Below are 19,757 nucleotides of genomic sequence, written 5' to 3'. Positions count from 1 at the left end.
AGGGACGGCCGACCATGCCTGAGCTGAAACCCCTGCTTGCCAAGGTTGCCAATGGCGAGAGCCTCAGTCACGAAGAGGCGCGAGGCGCTTTCGACATCTTGATGTCCGGCGAGGCGACGCCGTCTCAGATCGGCGGCTTCCTGATGGCGCTGCGCGTGCGCGGCGAGACGGTTGCCGAGATCACCGGTGCGGTCGAAACCATGCGATCGAAGATGCTGCCCGTCTCCGGCCCCGCCGATGCCATCGACATCGTCGGCACCGGCGGCGACGGCCTCGGCACCTATAACATCTCGACGCTTGCCTCCCTGATCGTCGCCGGCTGCGGCGTCCCGGTCGCCAAGCACGGCAACCGGGCGCTGAGTTCGAAATCCGGCACTGCCGATACGCTGTCGGTTCTGGGCGTCAACCTGGAGATCGGGCCCGACCAGATCTCCCGCTGCATTACGCAAGCCAGCATCGGCTTCATGTTCGCGTCGATGCATCACGCGGCGATGCGCCATGTGGGTCCGAGCCGCGTCGAGCTCGGCACCCGCACGATCTTCAACCTGCTCGGCCCGCTTTCAAACCCCGCCGGCGCCAAACGCCAGCTTCTCGGCGTGTTCGCGCCAAAATGGCTGGGGCCTATCGCCGAAGTCCTGCGCGCTCTCGGTTCGGAGACAGTCTGGATCGTCCACGGGGACGGCATGGACGAGATCACCACCACCGGCATTACCCAGGTGACGGCGCTAGAAGACGGCAAGATCCGCTCTTTCGAACTGACGCCGATGGATTTCGGCGTTCAGCCTGCAACACTCGACGAGCTCAAGGGCGGCGATGGCGTTCACAACGCCGCCGCATTGCGCGCCGTGCTCGGTGGTGCCAAGAATGCCTATCGCGATATTTCGCTCTGCAATGCGGCTGCCTCGCTGGTCGTCGCCGGCAAGGCGGAAACGATCGCCGACGGCATGAGGCTTGCCACCCGTTCGCTGGATGGCGGCCAGGCGGCTGCCGCGCTCGACCGTCTGGTTGCCGTCTCGAACGAAAAGGATTGAGGTCATGACGGATATCCTCAAGAGGATCGAAGCCTACAAGCGCGAGGAAATCGCCGCTGCCAAGGCAAGCGTACCGCTTGCGGAGCTGAAGGCCCGTGCAGCGGACCAGCCCTCCCCGCGCGGTTTTCATCGCGCACTGAAGGCGAGGCAGGATAGCGGTGCCTTCGGGCTGATCGCCGAGATCAAGAAGGCAAGTCCGTCCAAGGGCCTTATCCGCCCGGATTTCGATCCGCCTTCGCTTGCAGCAGCCTACCAAGCCGGTGGCGCCACCTGCCTCTCCGTCCTCACCGATGCGCCAAGCTTCCAGGGCGCGCCGGAATTCCTGACGGCGGCCCGCAACACCTGCTCGCTGCCGGCGCTGCGCAAGGATTTCATGTTCGAGACATACCAGATCCACGAGGCGCGCGCCTGGGGCGCCGACTGCATCCTGCTGATCATGGCCTCGCTTTCCGACGACGAGGCGCGCGCGCTTTATGACGTCACAGCCGAACTCGGCATGGACGCGCTGATCGAGGTGCATGACGAAGAGGAAACGGAGCGGGCGCTGAAACTCCCCTCGCCGCTGATCGGCATCAACAACCGCAATCTGCGCACCTTCGAACTCAACCTCGAAACGAGCGAGCGGCTGGCGCCGATGGTGCCGGCCGACCGGCTGCTCGTCGGCGAAAGCGGCATCTTCACCCATGAGGACTGCCAGCGCCTGAAAAAGGTCGGCATCAACACCTTCCTCGTCGGCGAAAGCCTGATGCGCAAGGACGACGTGGCCGCCGCCACTCGCCTTCTCCTGACCGGCGAGGCTGCGGCCCAGGCGGCAGAATAATGACCGGCCTTACCCATATCGGCGCTTCCGGCGAGGCGCATATGGTCGATGTCGGCGACAAGGCCGAGACCAGCCGCTCGGCGACCGCCGAAGGTTATGTCCGCATGCTGCCGGAAACGCTGGCAACGATCCGCGAGGGCAATGCCAAGAAGGGTGACGTGATCGGCACGGCGCGGCTGGCCGGCATCATGGCCGCCAAGAAGACCTCAGATCTCATCCCGCTCTGCCACCCGCTGATGCTGACCAAGGTGGTCGTGGATATCACCGAGGACGAGGAGCTTCCAGGCCTCCGGGTGACCGCAACCGCCAAACTCACCGGCAAGACCGGCGTCGAGATGGAAGCGCTGACGGCCGCATCGGTCGCCTGCCTGACGATCTACGACATGGCGAAGGCCGTCGACCGGGCCATGGAGATCGGCGGCATCCGCCTTCTCGAAAAGACCGGCGGCAAATCCGGAACCTACCGCGCAGAGGACTGAGAAATGGCGTTGCTGCCCGTTTCCGAAGCGAAGAAACGCCTGCTCGGCAAGGCCAATCCGATCGGCACGGTGGAGACGGTCGCTCTTGGCGACGCAAACGGCCGCGTCCTTGCGACGGACCTCGTTGCCCGCCTCACCCAGCCTCCCTTCGACGCATCTGCCATGGATGGCTATGCGCTCAAGGCTTCCGACGCACCGGCGATCGGGACCGAACTGACCGTGATCGGTACCGCCGCCGCCGGCCACGCCTTCGAAGGCACGGTTGGCAAGGGCGAGACGGTGCGCATCTTCACCGGTGCGCCCCTGCCGGAAGGCGCCGATTCCATCCTCATTCAGGAGGATGCCGAAAAGCTCAAAGGCGACCGCATCCGCACCAGGTTCGAAGTCATCAGGGGCCGGCATGTGCGCCCCCGCGGCCAGGATTTCGCCGAGGGCGAAACCGTGCTCCCGGCCGGCACGCTGCTCGATTTCTCGCATCTGACGGTCGCTGCGGCCATGAACCACCCGGAGCTTTCCGTCTATCGCCGCCCCCGCGTCGCAGTCCTGGCGACCGGCGACGAGCTCGTCGCGCCCGGTGCCACGCCTGACAAAGCGCAGATCATAGCCTCCAACACCTTCGGCGTTTCCGCGCTTGTGCGCGACAACGGCGGCGAGGTCCTCGATCTCGGCATCGTCCGCGACCGGCCTGAGGATATTACCGCAGCGATCGAAAAAGCCCGTGCGGCCAAGGCTGACGTGCTGGTGACCCTCGGCGGCGCCTCGGTCGGCGATCATGACCTGGTGCAATCGACGCTGAAAGCATCCGGCATGGAGCTGGATTTCTGGCGCATCGCCATGCGGCCGGGCAAGCCGCTGATGGTCGGCGCGCTGGGCGAAATGCAGGTTCTCGGCCTGCCGGGCAATCCGGTCGCGAGCCTCGTCACCAGCCTGCTTTTCCTCGAACCGCTGATCCGCAAGCTCGCACACCTGCCGGAGAAGCGCAGGGAGGCGCAGGGCGTCGCGGCAAGCAAACTTCCCGCCAATGACCAGCGCCAGGATTATCTGCGCGCCAGGCTGACGAGAGACCGCGACGGCAATCTCGTCGCAGAGGCCTTCGCCAAGCAGGACTCATCGATGATGAAGATCTTTGCCCATTCCGACGGCCTCATCATCCGCCCGGCGCACGCGCCCGAACTGCCGGCCGGCGCCCTCTGCCCGATCCTGCTGATCCGCCCTTGAATTGATCCGATCCGTTCCGAAATCCGTAGCTTGGGGCAGCGATGCCCTGAACGGAGAAGACCGTGTCTCTTGAAAAACCGGCCCCCGCCATCCTCTGGTTCCGCAAGGATCTGCGTCTCGACGACAACCCGGCACTGCACGCTGCGATCGAGGCCGGCGGCCCGGTCATCCCCGTCTATATCCGCGAGCCGGCACAGCTGAACATCGGACCGCTCGGTGCCGCGCAGGCCTGGTGGCTGCACCACTCGCTTGCAGCACTCAAGGCATCGCTAAAGTCTCTGGGCAGTGACCTCGTCCTTGTCTCCGGCAAGGCGGAGGACGTGCTCGCCGATCTCGCCCGCAAGACCGATGCAAAAACCGTCTTCGTCAACCGCGCCTATGAGCGGACGCTGTTCGACCGGGGCATCGCCATTGAGCTGAAAAAGCACGACATCGCTATCCGCGCCTTCCACGGACAGCTCCTGCACGAGCCGAAATCCATCCGCACCGGTACGGGAAACGCGTTCAAGGTGTTTACGCCATTCTGGAATGCGCTCCAGAAGACGGGCGAGCCGCACGAGCCCATCGACAAGCCAACGGAAATCCCCTCGCGCGAGCTTCTGCCGCCGTCCGAGAACCTCGATCACTGGGCCTTGCTGCCGACAAAACCCGATTGGGCGACGGAATTTGGAAAGATGTGGGTACCGGGTGAAGCAGGCGCACAGGAGAAACTGCGCGACCTCGTCGATCACGAACTGCACGACTATAGGCGCGGCCGCGATCTGCCGTCGATCGATGCCACATCTCTCCTGTCGCCTCACCTGGCGCACGGCGAAATCTCGCCGGCTCATATCTGGCATGCGGTCCGGGGCCTGCCATCCAAAGCGTCGGAGGATGTTGCCCATTTCCGGCGCGAACTCGCCTGGCGGGACTTCTGCTATAATCTGCTCATCGAATTCCCCGAACTTCACGACAAGAACTGGGACGACAGGTTCGACCGCTTCAAATGGGGATACGACCCACAGGAGTTCCGCGCCTGGACGATGGGCATGACCGGTTATCCCATCGTCGATGCCGGCATGCGCCAGCTTTGGCGTACCGGCTTCATGCACAATCGTGTCCGCATGATCACCGCATCTTTCCTGATCAAGGACTTGATGATCGACTGGCGCCGCGGGGAGAGATGGTTTCGCGAAACGTTGGTTGATGCCGACCCCGCGAACAACTCGGCGAATTGGCAATGGGTGGCGGGCTCCGGCGCCGATGCATCGCCGTTTTTCCGGATCTTCAACCCCGTCCTGCAGGGTGAGAAATTCGATCCGGATGGCGATTACGTCCGGGAATATCTACCGGAGCTGGCAGGACTGGATCGCAAATACGTCCACAAGCCCTTCGAAGCGCCACAGCATGTCCTCGAACAGGCGGGCATCGAGCTCGGCAAGACCTATCCGAAACCGATCGTCGATCACGGTTTTGCCCGCGACCGGGCACTGGCTGCCTATCGCGACATCCGTTGATCGAACCGAACGGCAACGACGAGATTATTCCTCGTCCTGCTCCCGCTCGGTCAGCACCCAAACATGACCGGCCGGATCGAAGATCGACGCTACCTGGCGACCATTCATGTCGGTCTGGATCCTGTCACGCATCATGCCGCCGAATTGGAACGCAGCCTCGACGACGCTTTCGACATCCGGCACCGTCAGCTGGAAGATCGTGCTGACGGCGCCGTCGTTTTTCGGATGGTAAGGCCCCTGATAGGAAGGTGCTGACTCCCTTTCCGGATCCGATCCGCAGACGACGATGCCGATCGGTCCGAGCTGCAGCTCGATCATCATCAGGCGCAGCATTTCATAGGAATTCGTTTCCGTGGCGCCGAAGACGTTCTTGTAGAACTCGGCCGTGTCGCGTTCGCGTCCCTGTGCCACGAACAGGCTCAAACTCAAGCTGAAATTGCTACCCAACATCGTCCATGCTCACCCGTGATTCCCCGGCAGGATAAAGGAGTTATTGTGGTGGTGTCATGTCAGCGGTGGAAGCCTACGGCCTTTAACGGACGCTATGCACCGGATTCGCCGCCGGGGCCTGTATAACGCGCCCGTGGGCGGATCAGGTGTCCGCTCTCGACCTGCTCCATGGCATGCGCCAGCCAGCCGGCGGTGCGCGAAAGCGCGAAGATGACCAGTGGAGCGTCTTCCGGAAGCTTGAAGGTCGCGGCAAGCGATGCCAGTGCGAAATCGATGTTGATGGGTTCGCCGAGCAGCTCCTCCCCCGCTTCGGCAAGCGAGGCGTAGAGCGGCGGCGCTTCGAAACTGGCCATCAGCGCCCGTGCCCGCGGATCGCCATGCGGATAGAGCCGGTGGCCGAAGGGCCTGACGACGCCTTCAGAGGACAGCGTGCCGCGGATCGCCTCGCGCACGCCGACCGACGCCGCCTTTTCCGCGAGCACCGTGACGCTGGTCCAGGCGCCGCCATGCCGCGGACCTGTGAGCGTCGCGAGGCCGGAAAGCGTCGCAGCGGAGAGTGCGGCCCCCGACGACGCCGTCACGCGCGCCGCAAAGGCGGAAACGTTGAGTTCGTGTTCGGCCGCCAGCACCAGTGCCCTGCGGATCGGTTCGGCCGCATCGGGACGCTGCCAGCCGAGCGCCAGCCGCTCATGCAGGGGCAGCGGTTCCGGCCAAGGCGCAAGCGCCATGGCAATTGTCGATAGCACGTCGGCTGCTTCGGCGCGCAGGATAAAGGGTTTCCGCCGCAGAGCCGGCAGGTCGCTCATAACGCGGGCGGCAAGCTCGGCAAAGGCCGCAGCCATGCGGGTGGCGCCGCTCTGCCCTGCCCTGCCTGCGGCGACGCGCACGCTTTCCGTATCCCAGAGAAGTGCGGTGACCTCTTCCAGCGTCGCATGTTCGCACAGTTCGACGGCATCGCGGCCGCGATAGAAAAGCCGCTCGTTGGAAATCGTCGAGATTGTCGTCGGCAGGACCGGATCGCCCCAGCGGATCGCGTCCGCCGCCACCGCCGCCGATTGTCGCCGCCCCGCATGCCGCTCTGAGAGGCGCTTGACGTCATCGGCCTGATAGAGGCTGCGGCGCGGGTCGGCAGGATCCGGCTTCGCGCGGATGCGGCCGCGGCTGACATTGGCATAAAGCGTCTGCGGTTTGGTCCCGAGGCGGGAGAGCGCTTCTTCGGCGGTGATCCAGAGCATGTTCATGTTGATCGATTGCATCAAGATTGACGTCAATAAGATTAGGTCGGATCATCAAGCTCGTAAAGGAGAAACACTCATGAAAAACAACGGACTTGAAGATGTCATCGCCGCCGAGACCCGGCTTTCGGACGTGGACGGAGAAGCGGGCCGCCTCGTCATTCGCGGCGTGTCTCTCGACCTGCTTGTCGAGCGCGCGACCTATGAAGACGCTGCAGCGCTGCTCCTGGACGGCTTTCTGGAACATCCCATCACCGCTACCGATCTGAAGGCCCGCCTCGGTCAGGCCCGCGCCGAAGTTTTTGCGCATGTGCGCGCGGCAGATGCCGCGCTTCTGAACCTGCCGCCTGTCGATGCCATGCGCGCTCTGATCGCGCGGCTGCCGGACGGCGAGGATTTCGAAACGACGCTTCGACTGCTGGCCGCTCCCGCCGTCTTCCTGCCGGCCGTGCTGAGGCTTCAGAAGGGAGAGACGCCGGTGGCGCCCACCCCGTCGCTGTCCCAATCCGCCGATATCCTCGCCATGCTGAACGCCAGCCTGCCGACACGTGAACAGGTCGCAGCGCTGGACGCCTATCTGGTGACGATCGCGGATCACGGTCTCAACGCCTCGACCTTCGCCTCGCGCGTCGTCGCCTCGACCGGCGCCGGCCTCACGTCATCGGTGCTGGCTGCCATCAGCGCGCTCAAAGGGCCGTTGCATGGCGGGGCGCCGGGACCGGTGCTCGACATGCTGGATGCGATCGGCAGCGAGGAAAATGCCAAAACCTGGCTCGGCCAGGCGCTCGATCGCGGCGAGCGCCTGATGGGGTTCGGCCACCGCATCTACCGCGTCCGCGATCCCCGCGCCGACGCACTGAAAGGCGCATTGCGGCCCTTGGTCACGACCGGACAGGTGGACCCGGACCGCATTCGGCTTGCCGAAGCCGTCGAGCAGGCGGCACTCGCCATCCTCAGGGAGCGCAAGCCGGACCGGCCGCTCGACGTCAATGTCGAGTTTTACACGGCCCTGCTCCTCGATGCGCTGAAATTTCCGCGGGCTGCCTTCACCGGCGTCTTTGCGATCGGCCGCACGGTCGGCTGGATCGCCCATGCCCGTGAACAGGCGCTGGAAGGCCGGCTGATCCGGCCCCGCTCGGTCTATGTCGGTCCCCTGCCCCAGGCGGCATGACTGGCGATCACATCTGAATGGACATGCCGCCGTCGACGGTCAGCACATGGCCGTTGACGAAAGAGCCGGCGTCGCTTGCCAGGAACAGCGCGGCGCCGGCGATCTCTTTGGGCCGGCCCCAGCGCTGCAGCGGCACGCGCTGGCGCATGAAAGCGATCATGTCGGGTTCCGCGGAAATCGCCGCATTGGTCTCGGTGGCGAACATGCCGGGCGCAATCGCATTACTGGTGACGCCGAAGGGACCGTATTCGACTGCCAGGCTTCGCACCAGACCGGTCAGGCCCTGTTTGGCGACGGGATAGATGGCGTCGCCCGAACGGGCCATGTTGCCGATGATCGACGTGACCGAGATGAGACGGCCATGGCCCTGAGCCTTCATGATATCCGCGGCATTGCGGGACAGCGCGATTGCCGAGAGCAGGTCGGTCTGGATCAGGTTCAGGATTTCGGCATCGCTGAACGCTGCAAACGGACGCCGGTCGCGGGCACCGACATTGTTGATGAGGATATCAAGCCGGCCGTGATCTGCGTGGAGCTTTGCGATCGCCTCGCGTCCGGCATCGAGATCTGCGACGTCGAAGGCGGCAGCGCTCGCCTTGCCGCCCGCACCGGCGATGGAAGCCACGGCCTGTTCGAGCATGTCGCCGGAGCGGCCGCTGAGCACGACATGCGCGCCTGCCTCCGCCAGAGCCTTCGCCATCTGCAGGCCGAGCCCTCGGCCGCTGCCGGTCACCAGCGCCACGCGCCCAACGAGAGAAAATCTGTCAAAAATGGCCATATCGCACCGCTGAAATGAAAAGAGCAATTCGGCGAAGCATACGGGATGTCGAAGCAATCCCGCCAGTGCGAAAACGGAAGGTCTCCGCCTGACGGCAAAAAGGCAGGATGCGAGACCCTTCCTTTGAATTTGCTCAGACGAGGCGGCTCTGTTCCAGGGCCGCTTCGATGAAGCTCGCAAACAGCGGATGCGGATCGAGCGGCCGGCTCTTCAGTTCCGGGTGGTACTGGACGCCGATGAACCACGGATGGTCCGGATATTCGATCGTCTCCGGCAACACGCCGTCCGGCGACATGCCCGAGAAGACCAGGCCGCAGTTTTCCAGCCGGTCCTTGTAGTCGACATTCACCTCGTAACGGTGGCGGTGACGCTCGGAAATATCGGTCGAGCCGTAGATCTCCGCGATCTTGGTTTCCTTCTTGAGCGTCGCCTTGTAGGCGCCGAGGCGCATCGTGCCGCCGAGGTCGCCGGCGGCCGAGCGGATTTCGAGCTCGTTGCCCTTCACCCATTCGGTCATCAGGCCGACCACTGGCTCCTTGGAGGGGCCGAATTCCGTCGACGATGCCTTCTCGATGCCGGCGAGATTGCGGGCGGCCTCGATGACGGCCATCTGCATACCGAAGCAGATGCCGAAATACGGCACCTTACGTTCGCGCGCGAAACGCGCCGCATTGATCTTGCCCTGCGAGCCGCGCTCGCCGAATCCGCCGGGTACCAGGATACCGTGGACCTTCTCAAGCCACGGTGCCGGATCTTCCTTCTCGAAGATCTCCGACTCGATCCACTCGAGGTTGACCTTGACGTGGTTGGCGATGCCGCCGTGATGCAGCGCCTCGATCAGCGATTTATAGGCGTCCTTGAGGCCCGTGTACTTGCCGACGATCGCGATCGTCACTTCGCCTTCCGGGGTGCGGATGCGGTTGCAGACCTCTTCCCAGGCGTCGAGGCGCGGCTTGGGGGCCGGTTCGATGCCGAAGGCGGCGAGAACCTCACTGTCGAGGCCTTCCTTGTGATAGGCCATCGGCACGTCGTAGATATTGGCGACGTCGAGCGCCTGGATGACGGCGGACGGGCGGACATTGCAGAACAGCGACAGCTTGCGGCGTTCGGGCTCCGGGATTTCCCGGTCGGCGCGCACCAGCAGGATGTCGGGGGCAATCCCCATCGCCTGCAGTTCCTTGACGGAATGCTGGGTCGGCTTGGTCTTCAATTCGCCGGCCGCAGGAATGAACGGCATCAGCGTCAGGTGGAGATAGATCGCGGTGCCGCGCGGCAGGTCGTTGCCGAGCTGGCGGATCGCTTCCATGAACGGCATCGCCTCGATGTCGCCGACCGTTCCGCCGATCTCGCAGATGACGAAATCGTAGTCGTCATTGCCTTCGGTGACGAAATCCTTGATCTCGTTGGTAACGTGCGGGATCACCTGGACGGTCGCGCCGAGATAGTCGCCGCGGCGTTCCTTGTCGATGATGTTCTTGTAGATGCGACCCGTGGTGATGTTGTCGGTCTTCGTCGCCGAACGCCCCGTGAAGCGCTCGTAGTGACCGAGATCGAGGTCGGTTTCCGCCCCGTCGTCGGTGACGAATACCTCGCCGTGCTGCGTCGGGCTCATCGTGCCCGGATCGACGTTGAGATAAGGATCGAGCTTCCTCAGCCGAACCCGGTAACCTCGTGCTTGTAACAAAGCTCCGAGTGCCGCGGCCGCAATTCCTTTTCCGAGGGAAGAAACCACGCCGCCAGTTATGAATACATATCGCGCCATGGGATTCACCGGATACCTTTTCATTGGTGATTCCGCCAGCCCAAATCGTCTGCTTTATAAAAACGGCTGTGGAATCTTCACAAAATAAAACCGGCAGGCTTTTGGCCTGCCGGAGCTTGAAACGTTGACCGAGCCTTATTGGCCGGTCGGAACACCCGTCGGCGCAGCCGGAGCGGCAGGCGCCGAACCGGTCGCGGGGGCCGCAGGAGCGTGCGTTGCAGGGGCTGCCGGAGCGGATGCGCCGGAACCGGACGGAACGCCGTTGCCTGCCGGAGCGGGTGCGGGCGCCGGGCCCAGCTGGTCGAGAATGCCGCCGCCGGTGCCCTGCTGGCTCTGCGGGATGCGGTTCAGGATGTCGCTCGGGCGGGATTCGTACCGCGCGAGGATGCCGAGCGCCAGCGAAGTGATGAAGAACAGCGTCGCGAGGATGGCGGTCGTGCGGGTCAGCGCATTGGCGGTGCCGCGTGCCGACATGAAGCCGGAGCCGCCGCCGATGCCGAGCCCGCCGCCTTCGGAGCGCTGGATCAGCACGACGCCGACAAGCGCCAGCACGATCATGAGATGAATAACGATCAGAACGGTCTGCATGAATTAAAGATCCCTGCCCCTCGACGAGGCAATAGAAGAAGATTGGCGGCTCTTTACATGAGGCTCGCGTGCATTCCAAGCCCCTATCAAAAAGCTTTAGGCCGTCAGTCCCTCATAGACCCGATAGATGGCGAGAAAGTCCTCGGCTTTCAAGCTCGCGCCGCCGATCAGTGCACCGTCGACATTCTCGACGCCCATCAACTCCCGGGCATTGCCGGGCTTGACCGAACCGCCATAGAGGATGCGCATCTGTCTGCCTTCATCGCCGAACCGCTGAACGAGTTCTGCCCGCATGAATGCATGGGCGATTTCGATATCCTTGACGGTCGGCGTCAGTCCGGTGCCGATCGCCCAGATCGGTTCATAGGCGACGACGGTGTTGGCAGCGTTTGCCGAGAGGGGCAGCGAGCCGAAAATCTGGCGTTTCAGGATGTCGAGGGTCTGGTATGCGTCGCGTTCGTCGCCGGTTTCGCCGATGCAGACGATCGCCGTCAGGTCGGCGGCATAGGCCGCCTCCGCCTTGGCGCGGACCAGATGATCGGTCTCCGCATGGTCGGCTCGGCGCTCGGAATGTCCGACGATCACATAGGTGCCGAAGCAGTCGGCGATCATCTCCGCGGAAATGTCGCCGGTATGGGCGCCGCACATGTTCTGGTGGCAATCCTGGCCGCCGATTTCGAGCGGGCTGTCGGTCGCCAGGGCGGTTGCGACATAGATCAGCGTCGCCGGCGGGCAGATCAGCGTATCGACCTTTTCCGACAGCGGTCCCATCACGCCATCGGCAATCGTCTTGATTTCGGTCAGGAACTCGCGGGTGCCGTTCATCTTCCAGTTTCCGGCAACGAGCGGGCGCACATCAGGCGTCATAGGCAAATATTTCCTCTCCGTTCGGTTCCGACCAGCAAAACCGAGGCCTCCGTCTATTCGGGAAACTGTTTTTAGACATATCCTGCGTGAATTGGTATGCAAAAGACAGGTTTTGGTTCAGGACCTTGGTTAACAACCGGCATTTCAGTGGCCGGTCAGCAGAAAATTCAGGACGTTCCGCCAATCGACCATCCGGATCGGCGTGCCGTGGCTGCCCGTCGCAAACAGCGTGAACCGGGTCGGGTAGCGCGCGGCCTTCAGCTTGCGATAGACCGCTTCCTGATCCTCGAACTTGTAGACGCTGTCGCTGCCGCCATGCGCGAAATAAATGGGCAGCTTGCGCTTTGCCAGAAGCGATTTCGGCAATTCCGGGTCCGGCGGGCCGCCGAGCAGCGCCATGCCCTTCAGATACCGGACGGCCTGCTCGTCGCGGCTGATGCCCTGGCATATCAACCCGCCCATCGATGCGCAGGCAAGGATCACCGGCCGTCCGGAAGACCGTTCGAACGCGTAGCGGATCAGCGCCGCGATATCGGCAACCCCTTGTTCGTCGAACGAGGTGACGCTCGGCGAATAATAGGTGCCGCCATTGCCGGTAGCGAGGTTCTTCAGGCGGTTGAAATTGCCGCCGAACGTATAGTCGTTGACGCCGAGCCGACGGTCGCCGCCGCGTCCGTGGATGAAGATCACCGTGAAGGCGGCGCCGTCCGCCTGTCCCACCCTGGTGACATCGAGCCGGCGTCCGGCGAGATTCAGCGTCTCGTTCTGCTGGTAGCGCCTGACGCCCAGGGAAACATACTCGTCCTTGACGCGCCGTTCCGGCTCGCGGTCGCGGCCATTGATGTCGCGCATTTCCTGGTAGTCGATTACCTCGTAGGCGCCGCCGTCCAAGGATTTCAGCACCGTCATCTGGGAAAAAAGCTCGTCCTTGAAGGGCTTTATCGGCCCTTGCTGCGCTTGCGCTGAAGCTGTGGCAAGAGTTGCAAGGACAGCAAGAAACGTGCCGAAAACGAAATGAACTGTGGACATGCTTTGTTTCATCCGGTTCCTTCAGCCTTGCAAGCTTGCCATGGCCCGATCGGCGCAGCATTGGTGAAAAACGACCGTTTCCATGCGGCATCGCGAAAAAGCCGGGTTTCTGGCAGAATCGCGAGTGATTCGAAACAGCACGAGATGGGTATGGCTTCCTCTTCCGCACCCCGACAGGTAGTACCGACGCAGCCAATGGATGACAATAACGACCTTTTTGCCGATTTGCCGGTGACAGCCAAGGCGGTCGCCGCCGAACCCGCGCCCGCCCTCAAGGCAGAGCCCTCGACACCGCGCCCGGCGCCGACGACTTTGTCCGGCGACGACTACGGCGCCTCCTCCATCCGAGTGCTCGAGGGCCTGGAGCCGGTCCGCATGCGTCCCGGCATGTATATCGGCGGCACCGACGAAAAGGCGATGCACCACCTCTTCGCCGAAGTCATCGACAATTCGATGGACGAAGCGGTTGCAGGCCATGCGGACTTCATTGACGTGCATCTCGATGCCGAGGGTTTCCTGACGGTCACCGACAACGGCCGCGGCATCCCTGTCGAGAATCACCCCCAGGTGCCGGGCAAATCGACGCTCGAAGTGATCATGACCAAGCTGCATGCGGGCGGTAAGTTCGACGGCAAGGCTTATGAGACCTCCGGTGGTCTGCACGGCGTCGGCGTTTCCGTCGTCAACGCGCTCTCCGACCTTCTCGAAGTGGAAGTCGCCCGCAATCGAAAACTCTACCGCCAGCGTTTTTCGCGCGGCATGCCGCAGGGCGGCCTGGAGGAACTCGGCGACGTCCACAACCGTCGCGGCACCAGGGTGCGCTTCCATCCAGACCCGCAGATTTTCGGCGACCACGCGAAATTCGATGCCGGCCGCATCTTCCGCATGGCGCGCTCCAAGGCCTATCTGTTCGGCGGCGTCGAAATCCGCTGGAGCTGCGATCCGGGCATGGTTCCCGCCGGCGGCGACATTCCGGAAAAGGCGGTCTTCCACTTCCCCGGCGGCCTGAAGGATTATCTGTCCGCCACGCTCGGCAAGGATTTTACCGTCACCCGCGAAATCTTCGCCGGTCGCACCGAGAAGACCGGCGGCCATGGCGCCATGGAATGGGCGATCACCTGGTATGGCGGCGATCCGGAACTGCATTCCTATTGCAACACCATCCCGACGCCTGAAGGCGGCACGCATGAAGCGGGTCTGCGCATCGCGCTTACCAAGGGCCTCAAGAACTACGCGGACCTGACGCAGAACAAGCGTGCGAAGGACATCACCACCGATGACGTGATGATCTCGGCGGTCGGCATGCTTTCGGTCTTCATCCGCGAGCCGGAATTCGTCGGCCAGACCAAGGACAAGCTCGCAACCGTCGAAGCCCAGCGCATCGTCGAAAATATCCTGCGCGATCCTTTCGACCACTATCTCGCCGGCAACCCGGCCGAAGCCGCAAAACTGCTCGAATGGGTGATCGAACGCGCCGAAGAGCGCCTGCGCCGCCGCAAGGAAAAGGAAGTCAACCGCAAGACGGCGGTGCGCAAGCTGCGCCTGCCCGGCAAGCTCGCCGACTGCTCGCAGAACACCGCCGAGGGTGCTGAACTCTTCATCGTCGAAGGTGACTCGGCAGGTGGGTCCGCCAAGCAGGGCCGCAACCGCGCCAACCAGGCCATCCTGCCCTTGCGCGGAAAGATCCTCAACGTCGGCAGCGCCAGCCGCGAAAAGCTGTCCGCCAACCAACAGATCGCCGATCTCATCCAGGCGCTTGGCTGCGGCACGCGGACGAAATACCGCGAGGAAGACCTGCGTTACGAGCGCATCATCATCATGACCGATGCGGACGTCGACGGTGCCCATATCGCCTCGCTGCTGATCACCTTCTTCTACCAGGAAATGCCCGAGCTGATCCGCGGCAACCATCTCTATCTGGCGGTGCCGCCGCTTTACGTCCTGCGCCAGGGCGGCAAGACCGTCTATGCCCGCGACGACGCCCACCGGGCGGAGCTGATGGAAACGGTGTTCAAGGGCAAGAAGGTCGAGATCGGCCGCTTCAAAGGCCTCGGCGAAATGATGGCGGCGCAGCTCAAGGAAACGACGATGGATCCCGCCCATCGTACGCTGCTGCGCATCTCGATCGACGACGTGGATTTCGAAGGCACCCGCGAGGCCGTCGACAACCTGATGGGCACCAAGGCGGATGCCCGCTTCCGCTTCATCCAGGAGCGTGCCGCGTTTGCTGAAAACCTCGATATCTGAGCCGGATTCCCGGCTCGGATACCTCCAGCGTGTTCATGAAAGTCAACTCCGTTCGCCGAGCACCTTGGTAACCGCCCCGATCAACGCTGACGCCTCATAAGGCTTGAGGACGACGGGCGCCGAAAAGCTTGACGGGATGATCGACTTGTCGCTGTAGCCGGTCGCGAAAATGAACGGAATGTCCCGGCGGATCAGTTCCTCGGCGATCGGCAGCGATGTGCCGGAGCCGAGATTGACGTCGAGGATCGCAACGTCGAACCTGATCTCCTTGAGCTTGCGGAGCGCGTCGGCGACGGAGGGCGTCGTCGTCACGTTGTCGATGCCATGCGCGGCAAGCATCGCCTCCACGTCCGCGGCAATCAGCATCTGGTCCTCGACCAGCAGGAATTCGAGATCCTGAAGCCGAGGCGTCGCCGTGTCATCGCGGACGGCGCTGTTGCTTTCCTCGGTTTCAACTTCTGCCAGCTCATCATCGCCGTGAATGTGTTTCGACGGCACCACGAAGCGCGCCCTCACCCCTTCGGGCGGATATTCGATCTTCGCCTCGCCCTCCAGCTCGTAAGGCACGCTGCGGGTGATCAGGACGCTGCCAAAACCGACGCGCGATGGGAGGCTTACCGGTGGCCCGCCGTTCTCGGTCCAGACAAGTTCGCAGTCGTGGTTGGCAAGCCGTCGCCACTCGACATCCAGCCGTCCGCCATTGACGGAGAGCGAACCGTATTTGGCCGCATTGGTCGACATCTCGTGCAAGACTAGCGCCATCACCGAGAAGGCGCGGCTGTCGAGCCAAATGCGCGGCCCCCTGAGTGTGACGCTGCGGGTTCCCTCCCTGTAGGGCTTCAGCTCCGCTTCCAGAAGATCGGACAGCACGCCGCCGTCGCCGCCGCGCACGACCTGGTCATGGGCGAAGGCGAGCGCCTGGATGCGCCCCTTGAGCGAGCCGACATAATCCTTGAGGCTGACGTCGGCGTCGACCGAGTGCCCGACCAGCGCCTTGATCACCGCAAGGATGTTCTTGACCCGGTGATTGAGCTCCTCGTTCAGCATTCGCTGACGCACGTCCGCCTTGCCGCGTTCGTCGGCCAGCAACTCGTTGTGGTGGAGGACCACCTCGACGAGCACGGCGCGGATCGCGTCGGCGATTTCGCGGTCGGCATCGGTCCAGGGCTGGGCCTGCTGATGCACCATCTCCTTCCAGATGGCGAAACTCTTGCGGGGCGTCAATCGGTCGCCGAGTGGCCCCGTCTCGTAGGATTTTTCAGGATTGCCCGCCCAGTCGAGCGTCTGCACCTTTTCGCGGCGGAAGAAGAACAGGTAGTCGCGCGGCCTCTGTGAAAGCGGGATGGCCAGCAGGCCGCAGATCGTGTCCGGAGAAACGGGCAGCCCTGGGAGATCTACGGAGAGCTGAAAGCTGGACCAGATTCTGCCGCCCGAGGCACCGCCGACAAGTTCGGCGAGCTCTGCTATCAGGTTCTGCGGCGGCACGGCCCCTTCGCCGCTCCATACGCCGTCGAGCAACAGACCGACGCCGTCGCAGGTCAGCATCCGGCTGAATTCTCCAAGCGAACTGCGCAGCAGGCCGGTGATGTCCGCGTGGTGGGAGGCGGCCTGCAGGAAGCGGTCGAGCGACCGTCGCGCCTGACCCGCGGTTTCCATGAGCTGCCGCTGTTTCAATGCGCTCAGATGCAGCGAGAAAAATTCGCCGAAGGTTTCCGCCGCCACCCGCTGCGGCATCGAGAGCACTTTCGGAGAATAATGGTGGCAGGCGATCAGCCCCCAGAGTTCGTCGTCCACCACGACCGAAATCGACATCGACGCGGCGACGCCCATGTTACGAAGGTATTCGCAATGGACGGGCGAAACGCTGCGCAGATGCGCGAAGGACAGATCAAGCGCCTCGCCTGTCTCGTCTGTTTCCGGCACGATCGGGATGCGTGGATTGCTGGCGTCGGAAATCACCCGCACCGTGTTCTTGACGTAAAGTGCGCGGGCCTGTTTCGGGATGTCGCCTGCCGGGAAATATTGGCCCTTGAAGCTTTCGAGGTCGCGCCTCTTGTATTCGCTGACGACTTTTCCGGCACCATCCTCCTCGAAACGGTAGATCATCACCCGGTCGTAGCCGAGCATGGCATAGATCAGCCGCACCGAGCTTTCGATCAGCCGGTCGAGGCTGGCGACGTTGCGGATGCGGCTGATCAGCATGCGCGCCACTTCGAGCGGCTGGTCGGAATCGGTCGAGGCCGGCTCGAATTCCAGGATCACCTTCGATTCGAAACGATGGATCGCGACGTCGAAAGCGGCTCCCGAGGCAAACCTGAGACCATGCCGAAGCGCCGGCCTCGCCGGGTTATCGGAGGTCGCGAGCGCATTGCGCAATGTGTGCGCCGCCTCCCCGCCGACGATCTCCTCCAGCCGCCGGCCGTTGATGTCTCCCGTGATCGAAAGCATGTCCGCCACATTGGCGGAGTGTTGCATGATCTCCGCGCCGGCGGCGTCGCAGGCGATAAGGCATCCATGAGGTTGAATGCTGCCGGGGATATGGATCGGCTCTCGGTCGCAATTGCTAAGATCGACCGCATCCCTGTGAGGCATGTTACAAGTCCCTGAAGACAGTCCGACCAATACAATGGGGACAGCAGACGCTTCGGCATCCTTAAGGTTAGGAAAACTTCATCAAGAAGGTTTGCATCGTATTTCCGGCTCTGCCGGAAGGTGATTTCATATTTCTATCGCATCTGCCGTCTAGGGCAAGGAGTAAGCTTCCTTTTAATGGATGACGCATTAGTCTTGTACGGGCGAACCTCATAAGCCATATGATGGTGAAAACGAAAAAAGGAAATTCGGTGAGCGGAAATAACGATCGCAAAGGCCCGAAAGAGCCGCGCTGGCTCGGGCCAGTCGCGCCGAGCAGGGTCGCGCTGATCCCGCCGATCTCCGCTGCTCGCTGGCTTCTCGTGCTTGTCGCCGCTGCCGGCATCTATTTCTTCCATGGATTCCTGGTTCCGGTTCTCGCCGCCCTCGTGATCGGCTTTGCCAGCTGGCCGCTTTATCGCGAGCTGCTGCGCCGGACCGGCGGCAACACCACCATCGGCGCCTCGCTCGCCATCATCTTCATCCTGACCTTCCTGATCGTGCCGATCGGCATCGCGATCTCCTATACGATCGGCGAAGTGCGCCAGTGGATCATCTGGGCGGCCGAAGTGAACCGTTTCGGCGCCCCGCCGCCCGCCTGGATCACCGGCCTCCCCTGGGTCGGCGAATGGCTGGGCATCCAGTGGGTCCAGCATGTCGGCTCGCCCGGTGCGGTCGGCGAACTCATCCAGATCGTCTCGGGCGCCAATATAGGCAATATCTACCGCGCCATCGTGGCGGCAGGCGACGGCGCCTTCCATCTGGTGCTGACGCTGCTCTTCATGCTGATCGCGCTGTTCTTCGTCTATCGCGACGGCGGCTCCTTCAGCGAGCAGATCGACCTTCTCGGCGAGCGCATCTTGCCGACCCGCTGGGAACGCATCTCGCGCATCGTTCCAAGAACGATCAGCTCCACCGTGACCGGTCAGACGCTGATTGCGATCGGCGAAGGCATTGTGCTCGGCATAGCCTACTGGATCGCCGGCGTCCCCTCGCCCGTCACCCTCGGCGTCCTGACCGGCCTGATGGCACTCATCCCTGGTGGCGCGCCGCTGTCTTTCACGCTGATCTCGTTTTACCTGGTTGCCAACGGCGCCTATGTCGCCGGCGGTGCGCTTTTCCTCTGGGGCACGGTCGAACTCTTCATCGTCGACAAGACGCTGCGGCCGCGCCTAGTCGGCGGTCCGATCAAGCTTCCCTTCCTGCCGACATTTTTCGGCCTCGTCGGCGGCGTCAGCACCATGGGTTTCCTCGGCCTGTTCATCGGCCCGGTCCTGATGGCGCTGCTGGTCTCGATCTGGCGCGAATGGATTCGGGAAGTGAAAATGGCCGATGTGACCGAGGTCGAATCCGCCGACCTGGCCAAAGGTCCGGCGACGTCCCCGGACCTTCCGCCCGATCTTCCCGTGGTCAGGAAAGTCTCTTCTCCATGAAGATGCTGAGCGGATCGGGCCGGTAGTTGGAGAACGGTCCGATCTCGGAAAAGCCGTAGGCGCGATAAAGCCCGATCGCCTGCGGTTGATGGATGCCCGTCTCCAGCCGGATCGCCGACAGGTGACGCTCGCAGCCGTGTTCCAGGATCGCATCCATCAGCCGGCTGCCGAGTTTCAGCCCTCGCGCCGCCTCGTCGACGAACATCCGTTTGATCTCCCCGGTGCCGTCGCCCGCCTCGACCAGCGCTCCGCAGCCCAAGATCGTGTCTCCATCGCGCGCCACGAAGAAGGAGACGCCGGGACCCTCGAGTGTCGCGACGTCCACCATGTGATTGCTCTCGGTGGGATAGAGCGAGGCCGCATAGGCGTCGGAGAGTTCAAGAAGCTTCAGCACGCCCGCCTGACGCGGCGGTTCGATCGCGATCGTGACGGTCATTTCTGCCTCCTGGAGCTTTGGTAAGAGAATGCCTTACCGGATGCGGCATGCCTGTGAAACCTGCCTTGGTCGGGCCAAGATTGTTC

Annotated in this window: 17 protein-coding genes; 8 read left to right on the top strand and 9 right to left on the bottom strand. The window is 63.1% G+C overall.

The annotated features are described in order from the left end of the window. Nucleotides 1–14: 14 nt before the first annotated feature. The 5 genes from trpD (at nt 15) to C5L10_RS15280 (ending at nt 5,044) form a co-directional block, all read left to right on the top strand. Entirely contained in the window at nt 15–1,031 is a 1,017-nt protein-coding gene (trpD, locus tag C5L10_RS15300) for an anthranilate phosphoribosyltransferase (protein WP_105430373.1), read from the top strand. 4 nt (nt 1,032–1,035) lie between these two features. Then, a complete protein-coding gene (trpC, locus tag C5L10_RS15295) occupies nt 1,036–1,851 on the top strand; it encodes an indole-3-glycerol phosphate synthase TrpC (RefSeq protein WP_105430372.1) in 816 nt (271 codons plus the stop codon). After that, the gene (moaC, locus tag C5L10_RS15290) at nt 1,851–2,330 is read left to right on the top strand and encodes a cyclic pyranopterin monophosphate synthase MoaC (protein ID WP_105430371.1); all 480 of its coding nucleotides are present in this window, start codon (nt 1,851–1,853) and stop codon (nt 2,328–2,330) included. Before trpC ends, moaC begins: the two co-directional genes overlap by 1 nt. Before the next feature lie 3 nt (nt 2,331–2,333). Beyond that, nucleotides 2,334–3,548, top strand: coding sequence for a gephyrin-like molybdotransferase Glp (glp, locus tag C5L10_RS15285; RefSeq protein WP_105430370.1), 1,215 nt, complete (start codon nt 2,334–2,336; stop codon nt 3,546–3,548). A 62-nt stretch (nt 3,549–3,610) separates the two neighbouring features. After that, complete coding sequence (locus C5L10_RS15280; protein ID WP_105430369.1) at nt 3,611–5,044, top strand: deoxyribodipyrimidine photo-lyase; 1,434 nt, start codon at nt 3,611–3,613, stop codon at nt 5,042–5,044. Nucleotides 5,045–5,068: 24 nt separating this feature from the next. Here the strand turns inward: C5L10_RS15280 and C5L10_RS15275 are convergent, their stop codons facing one another. Both C5L10_RS15275 and C5L10_RS15270 read right to left on the bottom strand, forming a co-directional pair. Then, the gene (locus C5L10_RS15275) at nt 5,069–5,473 is read right to left on the bottom strand and encodes a VOC family protein (protein ID WP_245448010.1); all 405 of its coding nucleotides are present in this window, start codon (nt 5,471–5,473) and stop codon (nt 5,069–5,071) included. A gap of 113 nt (nt 5,474–5,586) precedes the next feature. Beyond that, entirely contained in the window at nt 5,587–6,729 is a 1,143-nt protein-coding gene (locus tag C5L10_RS15270; protein ID WP_105430411.1) for a citrate synthase, read from the bottom strand. A 79-nt stretch (nt 6,730–6,808) separates the two neighbouring features. Between C5L10_RS15270 and C5L10_RS15265 the strand changes: the two genes are divergently transcribed. After that, on the top strand, nt 6,809–7,900 hold the full coding sequence (locus C5L10_RS15265; RefSeq protein WP_105430367.1) for a citrate synthase/methylcitrate synthase: 1,092 nt from the start codon (nt 6,809–6,811) through the stop codon (nt 7,898–7,900). 7 nt (nt 7,901–7,907) lie between these two features. On the opposite strand, the gene C5L10_RS15260 is transcribed toward C5L10_RS15265, so the two are convergent. From C5L10_RS15260 to C5L10_RS15240, 5 genes are all read right to left on the bottom strand, one after another. Then, on the bottom strand, nt 7,908–8,678 hold the full coding sequence (locus C5L10_RS15260) for an SDR family oxidoreductase (protein ID WP_105430366.1): 771 nt from the start codon (nt 8,676–8,678) through the stop codon (nt 7,908–7,910). A 133-nt stretch (nt 8,679–8,811) separates the two neighbouring features. Next, the gene (locus C5L10_RS15255; protein ID WP_172717046.1) at nt 8,812–10,440 is read right to left on the bottom strand and encodes a CTP synthase; all 1,629 of its coding nucleotides are present in this window, start codon (nt 10,438–10,440) and stop codon (nt 8,812–8,814) included. 135 nt (nt 10,441–10,575) lie between these two features. Then, nucleotides 10,576–11,028, bottom strand: coding sequence for a preprotein translocase subunit SecG (gene secG / locus C5L10_RS15250; RefSeq protein WP_105430364.1), 453 nt, complete (start codon nt 11,026–11,028; stop codon nt 10,576–10,578). Nucleotides 11,029–11,124: 96 nt separating this feature from the next. Next, the gene (tpiA, locus tag C5L10_RS15245) at nt 11,125–11,895 is read right to left on the bottom strand and encodes a triose-phosphate isomerase (protein ID WP_105430363.1); all 771 of its coding nucleotides are present in this window, start codon (nt 11,893–11,895) and stop codon (nt 11,125–11,127) included. Nucleotides 11,896–12,039: 144 nt separating this feature from the next. After that, nucleotides 12,040–12,924, bottom strand: a complete 885-nt coding sequence (locus tag C5L10_RS15240) for an alpha/beta hydrolase (RefSeq protein ID WP_172717045.1) — start codon at nt 12,922–12,924, stop codon at nt 12,040–12,042. Nucleotides 12,925–13,119: 195 nt separating this feature from the next. On the opposite strand from C5L10_RS15240, the gene parE reads away from it, so the two are divergent. Continuing rightward, nucleotides 13,120–15,171 carry a DNA topoisomerase IV subunit B gene (gene parE, locus C5L10_RS15235; protein ID WP_046666904.1) on the top strand — a complete coding sequence of 684 codons (2,052 nt, stop codon included), beginning with the start codon at nt 13,120–13,122 and terminating at the stop codon, nt 15,169–15,171. 42 nt (nt 15,172–15,213) lie between these two features. Here parE and C5L10_RS15230 read toward each other — a convergent pair whose 3' ends face one another. Beyond that, the gene (locus tag C5L10_RS15230) at nt 15,214–17,763 is read right to left on the bottom strand and encodes an HWE histidine kinase domain-containing protein (protein ID WP_105430361.1); all 2,550 of its coding nucleotides are present in this window, start codon (nt 17,761–17,763) and stop codon (nt 15,214–15,216) included. 251 nt (nt 17,764–18,014) lie between these two features. Between C5L10_RS15230 and C5L10_RS15225 the strand changes: the two genes are divergently transcribed. Then, on the top strand, nt 18,015–19,235 hold the full coding sequence (locus tag C5L10_RS15225; protein WP_105430410.1) for an AI-2E family transporter: 1,221 nt from the start codon (nt 18,015–18,017) through the stop codon (nt 19,233–19,235). Here C5L10_RS15225 and C5L10_RS15220 read toward each other — a convergent pair. After that, complete coding sequence (locus C5L10_RS15220) at nt 19,213–19,671, bottom strand: GNAT family N-acetyltransferase (RefSeq protein WP_105430360.1); 459 nt, start codon at nt 19,669–19,671, stop codon at nt 19,213–19,215. The two genes, C5L10_RS15225 and C5L10_RS15220, sit on opposite strands and share 23 nt — an antisense overlap. Nucleotides 19,672–19,757 lie beyond the last annotated feature (86 nt).

The sequence above is a fragment of the Neorhizobium sp. T6_25 genome, assembly GCF_002968555.1.
Lineage (GTDB): Bacteria > Pseudomonadota > Alphaproteobacteria > Rhizobiales > Rhizobiaceae > Neorhizobium.
The sequence above is the reverse complement of the archived record's forward strand: the minus strand, read 5'-3'. Positions and strand labels throughout refer to the sequence as shown.